The sequence below is a fragment of the Catalinimonas alkaloidigena genome, from assembly GCF_900100765.1.
Lineage (GTDB): Bacteria > Bacteroidota > Bacteroidia > Cytophagales > Flexibacteraceae > Mooreia > Mooreia alkaloidigena.
The window spans coordinates 206,725-219,747 of sequence record NZ_FNFO01000008.1 but is presented as its reverse complement, the minus strand read 5'-3'; the positions used below and the strand labels follow the sequence as shown (position 1 = coordinate 219,747).

Annotated in this window: 15 protein-coding genes; 11 read left to right on the top strand and 4 right to left on the bottom strand. The window is 56.4% G+C overall.

What is annotated here, in order from left to right; all coding sequences use genetic code 11:
• The first annotated feature begins 2 nt into the window (after positions 1-2).
• Genes lpxA through BLR44_RS19380 form a run of 3 tightly spaced genes read left to right on the top strand, consistent with a single transcriptional unit; the run spans position 3 to position 1,804 of the window.
• Entirely contained in the window at positions 3-809 is an 807-nt protein-coding gene (gene lpxA, locus BLR44_RS19390) for an acyl-ACP--UDP-N-acetylglucosamine O-acyltransferase (RefSeq protein ID WP_089685154.1), read from the top strand.
• Between the two features lie 36 nt (positions 810-845).
• Positions 846-1,475, top strand: a complete 630-nt coding sequence (locus BLR44_RS19385; RefSeq protein WP_245706115.1) for an ABC transporter ATP-binding protein — start codon at positions 846-848, stop codon at positions 1,473-1,475.
• Positions 1,472-1,804, top strand: coding sequence for an MGMT family protein (locus tag BLR44_RS19380; protein WP_089685152.1), 333 nt, complete (start codon positions 1,472-1,474; stop codon positions 1,802-1,804). The genes BLR44_RS19385 and BLR44_RS19380 overlap by 4 nt, the downstream gene beginning before the upstream one ends.
• 4 nt (positions 1,805-1,808) lie before the next feature.
• Here the strand turns inward: BLR44_RS19380 and BLR44_RS19375 are convergent, their stop codons facing one another.
• The 4 genes from BLR44_RS19375 to mscL form a co-directional block, all read right to left on the bottom strand.
• Complete coding sequence (locus tag BLR44_RS19375; protein ID WP_089685150.1) at positions 1,809-2,108, bottom strand: FtsB family cell division protein; 300 nt, start codon at positions 2,106-2,108, stop codon at positions 1,809-1,811.
• A gap of 24 nt (positions 2,109-2,132) precedes the next feature.
• The gene (locus BLR44_RS19370; RefSeq protein WP_089685148.1) at positions 2,133-4,460 is read right to left on the bottom strand and encodes a GH92 family glycosyl hydrolase; all 2,328 of its coding nucleotides are present in this window, start codon (positions 4,458-4,460) and stop codon (positions 2,133-2,135) included.
• A gap of 139 nt (positions 4,461-4,599) precedes the next feature.
• Positions 4,600-5,214 (bottom strand): hypothetical protein, encoded by a 615-nt coding sequence (locus BLR44_RS19365; RefSeq protein ID WP_089685147.1) that lies wholly within the window; start codon positions 5,212-5,214, stop codon positions 4,600-4,602.
• Positions 5,215-5,218: 4 nt separating this feature from the next.
• Positions 5,219-5,695: a large-conductance mechanosensitive channel protein MscL gene (gene mscL, locus BLR44_RS19360; RefSeq protein ID WP_089685408.1), complete on the bottom strand. Its 477-nt coding sequence runs from the start codon at positions 5,693-5,695 to the stop codon at positions 5,219-5,221.
• Between the two features lie 95 nt (positions 5,696-5,790).
• Between mscL and BLR44_RS19355 the strand changes: the two genes are divergently transcribed.
• The 8 genes from BLR44_RS19355 (at position 5,791) to BLR44_RS19320 (ending at position 13,018) form a co-directional block, all read left to right on the top strand.
• Positions 5,791-6,360, top strand: a complete 570-nt coding sequence (locus tag BLR44_RS19355; protein ID WP_089685144.1) for a MarC family protein — start codon at positions 5,791-5,793, stop codon at positions 6,358-6,360.
• Positions 6,357-6,812, top strand: coding sequence for a ribonuclease HI (gene rnhA, locus BLR44_RS19350; protein ID WP_089685142.1), 456 nt, complete (start codon positions 6,357-6,359; stop codon positions 6,810-6,812). The genes BLR44_RS19355 and rnhA overlap by 4 nt, the downstream gene beginning before the upstream one ends.
• The gene (locus BLR44_RS19345; protein ID WP_089685140.1) at positions 6,809-7,549 is read left to right on the top strand and encodes a tRNA1(Val) (adenine(37)-N6)-methyltransferase; all 741 of its coding nucleotides are present in this window, start codon (positions 6,809-6,811) and stop codon (positions 7,547-7,549) included. The genes rnhA and BLR44_RS19345 overlap by 4 nt, the downstream gene beginning before the upstream one ends.
• A gap of 129 nt (positions 7,550-7,678) precedes the next feature.
• On the top strand, positions 7,679-8,686 hold the full coding sequence (gene obgE, locus BLR44_RS19340) for a GTPase ObgE (protein ID WP_089685139.1): 1,008 nt from the start codon (positions 7,679-7,681) through the stop codon (positions 8,684-8,686).
• A gap of 69 nt (positions 8,687-8,755) precedes the next feature.
• On the top strand, positions 8,756-9,337 hold the full coding sequence (locus BLR44_RS19335; RefSeq protein WP_089685137.1) for a nucleotide exchange factor GrpE: 582 nt from the start codon (positions 8,756-8,758) through the stop codon (positions 9,335-9,337).
• A gap of 3 nt (positions 9,338-9,340) precedes the next feature.
• Complete coding sequence (dnaJ, locus tag BLR44_RS19330) at positions 9,341-10,456, top strand: molecular chaperone DnaJ (protein WP_089685134.1); 1,116 nt, start codon at positions 9,341-9,343, stop codon at positions 10,454-10,456.
• Positions 10,457-10,602: 146 nt separating this feature from the next.
• Positions 10,603-12,156 carry a hypothetical protein gene (locus tag BLR44_RS19325; protein ID WP_089685132.1) on the top strand — a complete coding sequence of 518 codons (1,554 nt, stop codon included), beginning with the start codon at positions 10,603-10,605 and terminating at the stop codon, positions 12,154-12,156.
• A gap of 46 nt (positions 12,157-12,202) precedes the next feature.
• A complete protein-coding gene (locus BLR44_RS19320; RefSeq protein ID WP_089685130.1) occupies positions 12,203-13,018 on the top strand; it encodes a purine-nucleoside phosphorylase in 816 nt (271 codons plus the stop codon).
• The last annotated feature ends 5 nt before the right edge of the window (positions 13,019-13,023 follow it).

The following is a 13,023-nucleotide window of genomic DNA, read 5'->3' as shown; positions in this document are numbered from 1 at the left end:
CCATGAATCAACCTCTTGCCTCTATTCATCCTGAAGCGCAAATCGCCCCTAATGTCGTCATAGAACCGTTTGCTACCATCCAAGGCGATGTGGTGATCGGAGAAGGGACCTGGATTGGTCCTAACGTGACGATTATGGACGGTGCACGCATCGGTAAAAATTGTAAAATCTATCCCGGTGCCGTGATTTCGGCCGCGCCGCAGGACCTTAAATACAAAGGAGAACCTTCGACGGTAGTGATTGGCGACAATACGGTGATCCGGGAATGCGTCACGCTGAACAAAGGCACCGCGCTGGACCGGAACTCTACCACCATCGGGTCGAATTGCCTGGTGATGGCCTACGTCCACATTGCGCACGACTGTGTGATCGGCGATAACGTAATCATTGCCAACTCCGTGCAGCTCGGTGGGCACATCGAGGTGCAGGACTATGCCTTTGTGGGCGGTACCTCGGCCGTGCACCAGTTCGTGAAGATCGGTGCACACGCGATGGTTTCCGGCGGTTCGCTGGTGCGAAAAGACGTGCCGCCCTACACGAAAGCGGCGCGCGAACCGCTGGGCTACTGTGGCATCAACTCCATCGGGCTGCGGCGACGCGGATTTCCGAACGAGAAGATCAACGAAATCCAGGAGCTGTACCGCATCATCTACCTGAGCGGCCTCAACAATGCCAAGGCGATGGAAAAGATCGAAGTGGAAATGGCTCCCTCGCGTGAGCGCGACGAAGTCCTGAATTTCCTGCGCACGTCCGACCGCGGTATTATGAAAGGATACGGCCGCAGCAGCTCGAACGGAAACGGTTTTTAGGCCATGCTTTTTCACCTCTAGCCTGTTGCTCTTCTGTTGCCTTCCCTCGCCCGCATCGAAACCCACACGTTAGGCAAGCGCTTTCGGCGAGAGTGGATTTTTCATCGGATTTCTCATCGGTTTGAAACGGGGCGTCCCTGTGCGGTCATCGGGCCGAACGGGTCCGGCAAGTCAACGTTTTTGCAGGTGCTGTCGGGATTTATGCCGCCTTCGGACGGTACCGTTTCGTACCAGCTCGACGGCAAAACGCTCGAGAGTGAGGCCATTTTCCAGCATCTGGCGCTGGCGGCTCCCTACCTGGACCTGATCGAAGAGTTTACGCTGGAGGAGCTGTTTCACTTCCACACGCAATTCAAACCCCTGACGCTGACCGATCCGCAGGAGTTCCTGGAGCGGGTGTATCTGGAGCGTGCGCGCCGGAAAGCCGTCTACGAACTTTCCTCGGGCATGAAACAGCGATTGAAACTGGGACTGGCGCTTTTTTCTACCGCCCCGATGGTGTTTCTCGACGAGCCTACGGCCAACCTCGATGCGCAGGGCATTGCGTGGTACCGACGCGAGATCGAAGCGCAGTGTCCCCACCGGTTGGTGCTGATCGCCTCGAACCAGACGTATGAGTACGATTTCTGCGAGCAGCAAATCGCCATCACCGATTTTGTCCGATGAGCCAACACGATAGCTTTTTTCAGGATGTGTACGACGTGGTCCGGTTAATTCCGGCTGGTCGCGTGACCAGTTACGGGGCCATCGCGGCGTATCTGGGGCGGAAAGGAAGTGCCCGGATGGTCGGGTGGGCCATGAATCAGGCACACGCCATCGGTGATGTACCGGCCCACCGCGTGGTCAACCGGATAGGCGTTTTGTCGGGCAAGCACCATTTCCAGACGCCCACCCGCATGCAGGAGCAACTCGAAGCCGAAGGCGTGCGCGTAGAAAACGATCAGGTGCAAGATTTTGCGCGGCTGTTCTGGCATCCGGAGCGCGAACTCGCCTGAGCCATCACTCTTCGGCCTCTTCGACCACGATGTAGACGTCTTCGTTGGGACGCTTCATGAAATACTTTTCCCGGGCAAACTTTTCGAGCAGATCCGAGTCGCTCATCAACTCGTTGTGGTCTTTCTCCACTTCCTTAATGCGCTCCAGATAATACGCTTTCTGGTCTTCCAGCTCGGTGAGCTTGCTGCGAAGTTCCAACTGCGAAATCAGGTCGTTGCGGTCGAAAAAGACCATCCAGATCACGAACAGCAGAGACGCGATGAAGTAAAAGCTGCGCAAAAAACGGGGCACACGTTGCCACATACAGTAGTAAAGGTTAAAGGTTATCTAGCGAGGTGTCGGCTGGTTGCTCATCTCAAAAATAATTTCGCCGCCTTGCATCAGGTCGGCATGAGAGATTCGAAAATCGTCCCACGGCTGGCCGTTTACCAGTACCCGGTTCACGTACACGTTTTCCTGACTCTGGTTCTGCGCCGTGATGGTCAGCGTTTTGCCGTTTTCCAGGTGCAGCACCGCGCGCTTCACCAACGGGCTCCCCAGCGCATAGTCGCTGGAGCCGGGCGTGACCGGATAAAAGCCTAAGCTACTGAAAATATACCAGGCGCTCATCTGTCCGGCGTCGTCGTTGCCGCCGAGGCCTTCGACCGTAGGGCCGTACATGGCGTCCATGATCATCCGCACGCGGGCCTGCGTTTTGTGCGGCTGCCCGGCCCAGTTGTAGAGGTAAACGACGTGATGCGACGGCTCGTTGCCGTGCACGTAGTTGCCGATGATGCCGTCGCGCGTGATGTCCTCGTTGTGCTCAATGTACTTGTCGTCCAGTTCCATCGTGAACAGCGAGTCGAGGTGTTGGCTGAAACGCTCTTTCCCGCCCATCATGGCGATCATTGTATCGATCTGGTGCGGTACGTACAGGCCATAGTTCCACGAATTTCCCTCGATGAACCCTTGTCCGTACGTATCCAGCGGATCGAAGTCGGCGCGGAACTGTCCGTTCGCCAGTTTGGGGCGCATGTAACCGATGCTGGGGTCGTACACGTGGTGAAAATAGGTGGCGCGCTGGCTAAATTCTTTTTCTACTTCGGGATCGCCCACGGCTTTCGCCAGTTGCGCGATGCACCAGTCGTCGTACGCCAGCTCCAGGGTTTTGGAAACGGACGAGTGGCTCTTGTCTTCCGGCACGTACTGGTACTGCATGTAGTCGCCCAGCCCGTCGAAATACGGCACGTGGGCGGTGTTGACGGCCGCTTCCAGCGCGTGCGCTTTATCGAAATCGCCCACCTGTTTCGCCACGGCGTCGGCAATGACGGAAGTCGCATGGTAGCCGATCATGCACCAGTTTTCGTTGGCGTAGTGGCTCCAGATTGGCAGCATGTGGTGGACGCTCTGGTCGTGGTGCGCCAGCATCGACTTGATCATGTCGTTGTTCCGCGACGGATGCAGGAGGTTGAACAGCGGGTGGAGCGCCCGGTAGGTGTCCCACAGCGAGAACACGGTGTAGTTGGTAAAATCGTCGGATGTGTGGATGTTCTGGTCCAGCCCGCGGTAGCGCCCGTCCACATCCTCGTAAAGAATCGGGCTGAGCATGGTGTGGTACAGCGCCGTATAGAACGTCGTCATTCCCGAATCGGTGATCGTTTCGGCCTCCACTTTCGCCAGTTCCCGGTTCCATTGATCGGTGGTCGCCTGCCGGGTTTTTTCAAAGTCCCAGTGTGGAATTTCGGCCGCCAGGTTTTTTAGCGCACCTTCGGTGCTGACCGACGACAGGGCAAATTTGAGCTTGATTTTCTCGTCTTCCTCTGTATCGAAGTTGAAGTACGCCCGCAGGTTGTGGCCGGCCATTTCGGGAAAGTTTTCCGTCTCGTTGAAGCGGCGGTAAAACCCGTTGTACGTCATGGTGTCGTACTTCTCGTGGCCGTAGCTCGTGAACGGCTTCGAGAATTGCATGGCGAAAAACACCATGCGCGTACGGGCCCAACCGTGCGTTTGCCGGTAGCCGGTTACGAGCGAGTCGTTCTCGACCCGGACGAACGTCCAGACGTTTTTATGATCGTGGTGATAGACGTTGTAGACCAGATCCAGAAGGATATGCGCGTCGCTCGACCGCGGAAAGGTGTATTGATGAAAGCCCACCCGCTCGGTGGCGGTGAGTTCGGCCGTGATGCCGTAGGTGTCCAGCGCCACCCGGTAATACCCCGGCGCGGCGGTTTCCCGGTCGTGCGAAAAAGTGGAGTAAAAGCCTTTGCTGCCCTCGTGGGTTTTCAGCGGTTCCAGCACCAGCGGCCCGACCGTCGGCATCACCAGAAAATCGCCCAGATCCGCGTGACCGGTGCCGCTGAAGTTGGTGTGCGAAAAGCCGATGATCGTAGAATCTTTGTGCTGATACCCGGCGCAGTATTCGTACGTCAGGGGATTGTAAGTCCCATTTTCGAGATACGGCTCAAAGTTGGTCTGCGGACTCAACTGCACCATCCCGAACGGCGCCGTTGCTCCGGGAAACGTGTGCCCCATCCGACTGGTGCCGATCATTGGGTTGACGTATTGCGCCAGATTCTTGGTAGGAGCGGGCGGATCGGACGCGTTGTGTTCAGCATCGCTGGTCTGGCAAGCCTGAAGAAGGGGAAGCAGCGTCAGCAGAACCAGAAGTTTTCTCATAAGGACAGGTCAATCGGGGAATACAGTCGTATGAAACGGCCCATGCAGGGCGGCTACAAATATGGGGATGCGACACCTGAGATACCGCGAAATGCCGCAGGAATGCACCGGAATTTGTCGTGCGGAGTGTAGGCGAGCCTCATACGCCGATGGTGACCGGGTCTAGAACGACCTCGTAAAATTCGCCGTTGGTCAGGTAGAAGTGTACTGTGAATCGGTGCGTGCCCGCGTGTGCCGGTGGCGATTTCGGGCGCAGGTAGAGTACGTCTTTAACAAGCGGTTGGCTGGCCAGAAAGGTCGTCAGGTCCGTAGGGCGCAGGTTTTCTTCCGCAAATGACGTGAACATCACGTCGAAAACGGGATTCAGCGTATCGCCCGCGGGCGAAAAGGCGTCGTAGTCCGTATCGCTGAACACGTAAACGCCTGCCAATCGCTCGCGAAACTCCGGCGGCACCGGGTCGCAGGCATAAGCGATGGGTAAGATTGACGTTGCGGCCTTTTTCCGAAGCGAGAGCCACCGCTTTTCGGTAGTGAGTTGAAGGCCCATCACATCGAAACGCAGGGTATCTCGGACGGCCGTTTCAATGGTAGATAACGTCCCGTTCACCAGTTCCAACCGCACCGGCATGCCCGACACCCCTTGCACGTCAGGATAGGTCGAGGTGCCGCTGCCGCAGTTCATGCCGTCGCAGCCTACCATCAGGGCGCACCCCAACAAAAGTAAAAGGCCGGTACAGAAAATGCCCTTTTTCATGGATTTACGCTGGGTTAGCTGGATCGGTCTTCGGCGCTACGGCCGTTTGCGGATCGGCCCCGTCGCGCAACAAATCCCGGATTTCGGCCAGCAATTTCTCCTGCTCCGTCGGTTTCGGCTTGGGCGTGGGGCCGGGCTTTTCTTCTTCTTTACGCTGGAGTCGTTCGATAAATTCCAGGAACAGAAAAACGGCAATGGCGATGATGAAGAAGTTGACGATGATCTGGATAAAATTGCCGTAACGAATCAGCACAGCGGGCTCGGTTACCTCCCCGACGGCGTTGGTGACGGCGGGCTTCAGCACGAAGGCCAGGCGCGTAAAGTCGATGTTGGCGATCAGCAGCCCGAGAGGGGGCATGATGATGTCGTCGACGAGCGACGTGGTGATTTTTCCGAAGGCCGCCCCGATGATGACACCGGTGGCCAGGTCGATCACATTACCACGAAACGCAAACTTTTTAAATTCTTTGAAAAGACTCATGTTCAGGAGGTTCAAAAAGTAACAAATTGGGTACGCTGCCCCAAAACGGAACCGCCCCGGGACATTTTGATAGCTTTGCACCAAAAGTACGCGGTATGTTTTCTTTTCGGGAAATCATTTCAGTCACGTTGATCTTATTTTCGGTCATCGACATCATCGGAGCCATTCCCATCATCATCGACCTTCGGCGGAAAATCGGAGAGATCGACGCGGGCAAAGCCACGTTGGCGTCGGGCATCATCATGATCGTCTTCCTGTTTCTGGGCGAATCGATTCTACGCCTGTTCGGGGTAGACGTCGACTCGTTTGCCATTGCCGGGGCGCTGGTGTTGTTCCTGATCGGGCTGGAAATGATACTGGGCATCGACATTTTCCGTTCCGATGCCGAAATGGGGGCGGGGTCGGTGGTGCCGCTGGCATTTCCGCTCATTGCCGGGGCGGGCACCATGACCACGATTCTGGCACTCCGGGCCGAATACGCCGTGTTGAACATCCTGGTGGGCATCGTGCTGAATCTGGCGCTGGTCTACCTCGTGCTGCGGACGTCGGGCTGGCTGGAAAAGCGCCTCGGTCGGGCGGGAGTCAGCATCCTGCGCAAGGTGTTCGGCATCATTCTGCTGGCCATCGCTATCAAACTTTTTAAAACCAATTTGCATTTCGGATGATCACGATTTATACCGACGGCGCTTCGCGGGGCAACCCGGGGCCGGGGGGCTACGGCGTGGTGTTGAAATACCAACAGCACCGGAAAGAACTCTCGGAAGGGTTCCGCCTGACGACCAACAACCGCATGGAGCTGCTGGCGGTGATTCGCGCCCTGGAGGCGCTAAAGTGGCCCGGCGCGCCCGTAACGATCTATACGGATTCGCGCTACGTGGCCGATGCCGTCGAAAAGGGATGGCTCAAAAACTGGATTGCCAAAGGATTCAAGGGCAAGAAGAACGAAGACCTCTGGATGCGCTTCTGGCACCTTTCGCAGAACTACAAAGTGCGTTTCAAATGGGTGCGTGGCCATGCCGGCAACGTCGAAAACGAACGGTGCGACGAGCTGGCCGTGGCGGCGGCCCTGCAACCCAACCTGAAGCCCGACAAGGGATTTGAAGCAACTGTGGCATGAACCCAGCCCCCGCTCCGAAACGGCAGAAAAACACGTTTTTCCAGTTCAAGCAATTTCGGGTTGAACAGGAGCGGTGTGCGCTGAAGGTCTGTACCGATGCGTGTACGTTGGGGGCGTGGGCACCGGTCGACAACGTGGCGACAGCGCTCGACATCGGAACGGGGACGGGTCTGCTGGCTCTGATGCTGGCACAGCGCGCACCGCAGGCCCGCATCGATGCTGTCGAACTGGAGGCAGACGCGGCAGCGCAAGCGCGCGACAACGTACGGCATTCGCCCTGGGCAGAGCGCATTCAGGTCCATGCGGAATCCATTCAGGCCTTTGCCGCGCGTACGTCCACCCGCTATGACCTGATCGTCAGCAATCCGCCTTTCTACCAAAACTCCCTGCGCAGCCCAGGCACCGCCCGACGTGCGGCGCTGCACGGCGATACGCTTCCGCTGGCCACATTGGCGCAACTGGCAACTGACCTGCTGCAACCGGCGGGGCGCCTGGCCGTGCTACTCCCTCCAGGCGAGGCCGTCTCTGTAGCGACCTTGCTTCGGGAACACGGCTGGTTTCCGGTCAAGCGGCTCTACCTGCACGAACGCGAAGAAGCGCCTTGCCTGCGCCATCTGCAACTCTTCTGCCGGGACCGGAGGGGGGTACAGGAAGAAACGCTTTATGTACGAACCGCTGCGCAGCACTACACGGACGCATACCGGCGTTTGCTGCGCGACTTTTATTTGATTTTCTGAACGAAGTAGGCAATAGGCCGGGCATTTGGCGGGGCGGGGAACTATTCGGCTCCCAAAAGGCCTGATAGAAACGTTGCTGCGTGGCGCGAGCGCCCTGCGGCGTGCCATCTGCCTGGATGACAAAAAAGTATGACGAGTAACTTCATCGATTACGTAAAAATCAATTGCCGCTCCGGACACGGAGGGGCCGGGTCCCGACACTTCCGGCGGGAGAAACACGTACCCCTGGGCGGTCCGGATGGGGGAGACGGTGGCCGTGGTGGCCACGTGATTCTGAAAGGGAATGCCCAACTGTGGACGCTGTTGCACCTGAAATACCGTAAGCACGTTATTGCCGGCGACGGCGCGCCCGGCGAAGCCGCGCATCGCACCGGTTCCCAAGGCGAAGATGCGGTGCTGGAAGTGCCCCTCGGCACCGTTGCGAAAGATCCGGAGACGGGAAAGACCCTCCTGGAAATCACGCAAGACGGCCAGGAGGTCATTCTGGTTCCCGGTGGACGCGGTGGATTAGGGAACGATCACTTTAAAACCTCGACGAACCAGGCACCCGATTATGCCCAGCCGGGCGAGCCCGGGCAGGAAGCGTGGGTGGTGCTGGAACTGAAACTGTTAGCCGATGTCGGCCTGGTCGGGTTTCCTAACGCCGGGAAATCGACGCTGCTGTCGGTGCTGTCGGCGGCGCGTCCCAAAATCGCCGATTATCCGTTTACAACCCTGCAGCCCAACCTAGGCGTCGTGGCGTATCGCGACGATCAGTCGTTTGTGGTAGCCGATATTCCCGGCATCATCGAAGGTGCTGCCGAAGGGCGCGGGCTGGGCATTCGCTTCCTGCGCCACATCGAACGCAACGCCATTCTGCTGTTCCTGATTCCGGCCGACAGTCCCGACATCGCCGCCGAATACCGCATTTTGCTCGGAGAGTTGGAAAAGTACAATCCTGAAATGCTGGACAAGGCACGCGTCCTGGCGGTTTCTAAGTCGGACATGCTGGACGACGAACTGCGCGAAGAAATGGAAGCCGAACTGCCGGAAGGTGTGCCTGCGCTCTTTATTTCGTCGGTGGCGCAACAGGGACTCACGCCTCTAAAAGACTTACTCTGGCAAACGCTGCACAGCAAACGTGTCACTTTGTCATAGTGCTTTCGCGTGGCAACATCATTGATAGAGTTACGATAATTGATAGAGACAAAAACCGATTGTAGTTATATGGCTGAAGAAAAAGCAGAATTTCTTTCTGAAGAAGAAACCCCTACGACAGCATCACAACAGGAGGCTGACACAAACGCGACAGAAAGTCGGGAAGCGTCGGAATCGAGTGAAGCGCATGGCGAGCAGTCTGAGGTAGCATCGCTCAAGCAAGAAGTTTCTGAGCTTAAAGATAAGTACCTGCGCCTCTATTCCGACTTTGAGAACTTCCGGAAGCGGAGTGCTCGTGAGCGGCTAGACCTGACCATGACGGCCAACGAGGGTCTGATGAGTGCTCTGTTGCCTGTGTTGGACGATGCCGGGCGCGCCCTGAAAGCGGCCGATGCGGCCTCGAATCTCGATGCCGTGAAAGAAGGGGTACAATTGGTCTTCCATAAGTTGCAAAAGACCCTGGAACAGAAGGGATTGAAGTCGATGGACGTGAAACAGGGCGATACGTTCGATGCCGAGCTGCACGACGCTGTTACGCAATTCCCCGCCCCTTCGGAAGAGTTGAAAGGAAAAATAATTGACGTAATCGAGCAAGGCTACGTGCTGAACGAGAAGCCCATTCGATTTGCTAAAGTGGTGACAGGTTCATAAGAAATGGCGAAACGAGACTATTACGACGTACTGGGAGTGAGCAAAACCGCGGCGCCGGACGAGATTAAGAAGGCGTACCGGAAAATCGCGATCCAGTATCACCCGGATAAAAATCCGGACGATCCTACGGCAGAAGACAAGTTCAAAGAAGCCGCCGAAGCCTACGAAGTGCTCAGCAATACCGAAAAACGCCAGCGTTATGACCGGTTCGGGCATCAGGGCGTCAACGGTGGGGGAGGCCCCGGTGGCATGAGCATGGACGACATTTTCAGCCAGTTCAGTGACATCTTTGGCGAAGGTGGAAGTCCGTTCGACGCTTTCTTTGGCGGAGGTGGCCGCGGATCGAGACGTAAAAAGGGCTCGAACCTGCGCATCAAACTGAAGCTGACACTGGAAGAGATCGCGCACGGTACTGAAAAGAAAATCAAAGTAAACCGTCTGGTGACGGCCGAGGGGGTTACGTTCAAAACGTGTCCTACCTGCCAGGGTACCGGCCAGGTGCGGAAGGTTGTCAACACCATGCTGGGGCAGATGGTCTCGGCTACGACATGCTCTACCTGCCACGGTGGTGGTCAGGTGATCGACAGCCGTCCTCCGGGGGTGGACAACTCCGGCTTGGAGCCGCGTGAGGAACTGTTGACCATCAAGATCCCAGCCGGGGTCAGCGATGGCATGCAACTTTCGATGTCCGGTAAAGGCAACATGGCCCCCGGCGGCGGCGTTCCCGGCGATCTACTGATTCTGATCGAGGAGATCGAAGATAAAGTGCTGAAGCGGGATGGCAACCACGTGGTATACGACCTGTTTGTCAGCTTTGTAGACGCGGCGTTAGGCACGAGCATGGAAGTGCCGACGATCGACGGCAAAGTGCGCATCAAGATTGATCCCGGTACACAGAGCGGTAAGATTTTGCGCCTGAAAGGGAAGGGTATTCGTGATTTGAACGGCTACGGTCGCGGCGATCAGTTGATTCACGTTAACGTCTGGACGCCACAGCAACTGACGCGTGAGGAAACTGAGATTCTGGAAAAGCTGCGCGATGCGCCCAATTTCAACCCTACGCCCGACGCGAGCGACAAAGGCTTTTTCGAGCGGATGAAAGAATTTTTCAATGGATAATCGCGTAAGAGATTGAGCCTCAGGTGATATGTTGTTGTGATGAATTCTATTCGCCCATCAACCTTACAAGCCCGGACCAAAAGTCCGGGTTTTTTGTTGTTACGAGTGAATATCTTTATCACTGAGTTGATAAACAGTCGCCTATTATGTCACGCATCGTCATTTTTCTCGTGCTATTCACCTCCCTGGCCGGTCTTTCCTCCGAACGGGTTGCTGCGCAGTTTTTACACCGCTCAGCCACGTTTTCGTTAGGATCGCCCCATCTGGAGCCAGAAGCCCCTGCGTTGGTGGCCGGATTGCCCGATGGCGAATTGGTGGCACTGGCCAAGGTAGAAGGGGGTGTCGTCGGGTCTTCTTCTTATCGCCTGGAGTGCTACGGTTCTTCGTTGCAACTCATGTGGGCTACCGATTTGCAACTATCTGGACAAGAAGAAGTACATCGTCTGTTCTTCAATCACAAAGAAGTAGTGCTTCTGCTTTCAGAACATGATTTGCCCAACCACAAAGCGCGTCTGAAAGCCATTGGCTTCGAGCCTTTGTATGGGCAGATCGCGTGGCGTAAAGAACTGGTACAGGCTGCGGTCGGCGCCTGGGCAAATCCTACCGCTTTCGTACGGGAAAGCTTTGAGGAACTGTGTGCAGCATCGGGTCAGCCGGATTTTACCACGCCCGTTACCTATCAGTTTACTACCCTTTTTTCGCCAGATCAGCATCTGATGCTGACGGGGCTATTCGATTATAGCCAGCCCGAGCTACGTTTTGTTGGTACCCTCTTTGACCGCAAGCTGGCCCCGTTGCGACAGGTGGAATTGCCCGTAGCACCGGGACTCACTCATCACGAACTGGCGTTAAATGACGAAGGCGATATGTTCATGGCGAATGCCGACTCTAAAGGCGCGTTATGGGTTATGCACTTTCCGGCCGATGGAACTGCGGCTGATTCAATGCAACTGGCGGCCAGCTCTGAGGAGCGAAACGACTTTCGGATTCATCTGGACGAGGCCCGTACCCTACAAGTGGCTGCCGTCAATCGCCACCGGCATCAGCTGACGGGAATTACGTTGGCACGATTCAACTTCGAAACGCGCGAAATACAGGAAAACGTTGTGGCCTTGTCGGACGAAATGAAACGAGACGCCGGCACGAAAGATTGGCGCCATGTAGAACTGGTAGAGTGGAAGCACGAGGCGGATGGGGACAGCTATCTAATGCTGGAAAAGCGCTTTGTGGAAGGACCCGGCCTTTCGTACGAGGGGCTCGGCATACGACGCCCTGATCGGGTTGCGCCCGGAAAGTTACAGGCCCTTGCCGAGGGTGTATTGGTCATCGCGGTCGATCAAACCGGGAGAAGCCACTGGCAGCGATTTATTGCTAAAATCCAACAGAGTTGTGCCGCCGACGGTTTAAATACGCTTTCGTTTGTGAGCGACGTGTCTACGACCGAAACGGTTCGCCTCTTGTTTGCCGAGGCGGAAGAGGGCGCGTTTGCCCATGTACGCCTCTGGGAACTGGACAAAGTGTATGGGGATGTGGCGCGAGAAACCCGTCTGTTTGGCGAAGGGAAAATGGCCTTGCTGCGTCGGTACGTTTACTTTGCGCCCGATGGTAGCTTTGTCATTGGCGTGCGGAAAGGTGCCGTCGGGGAGTCGTCACAATTACTGAAGTACCGGGAAATGATCGCAGCCGATCGCGAACGCTAACCTGCACTGGATTGGCTTGTGTACCTTGGGGACTAAAAGGGTACGCATGCAACCAGAACTAGCCGCCGCGGTAGAGTACATTCGTCAACACACTGCCCATGTTCCTGCAGTTGGGATCATCCTCGGGACCGGTCTTACGCACCTCGCCGATGATATTGAGATAAGCACCACCATTCCTTACGAGCAGATTCCTCATTTCCCTGTTTCTACGGTAGAAACCCACACGGGGCGCTTGCTGTTTGGCCACCTGGCGGGAAAACCTGTGGTCGCTATGCAGGGGCGCTTTCATTATTACGAGGGCTATTCGATGCCGCAGGTGACGTTCCCGGTGCGGGTTATGAAACTCCTCGGCATACGTGTGCTGCTCATTTCTAACGCTGCGGGTGGTTTGCACCCAGACCACGAGTTGAGCGATTTGATGGTCATCAGCGATCACATCAACCTTCAGCCGGATAATCCGCTTCGCGGTCCCAACGATACCACCTTGGGCGTGCGTTTCCCTGATATGCTCGACGCATACGATCAAGATTTACGGAAACTGGCGCACCGTGTGGCCCACGAAGAAGGATTTCCTTTGCAGGAAGGTGTCTATGTGAGTGTGCCCGGACCTAATTTGGAAACACCGGCGGAATACCGGTTTCTACGCACCATCGGCGCCGATGCCGTCGGTATGTCGACCGTTCCTGAAGTGATTGTCGCGCGGCATATGGACCTGCCCGTATTGGCCGTATCGGTCATTACCGACCTGTGTGCACCCGGCAAGCTCAAGAAAATATCCATTGCCGAGGTGTTACAAGCGGCCAGAGACGCGGAGCCTAAGCTGCGTACTTTGTTTCGGCGTATGGTAGGAGCAATGACGTAAACATA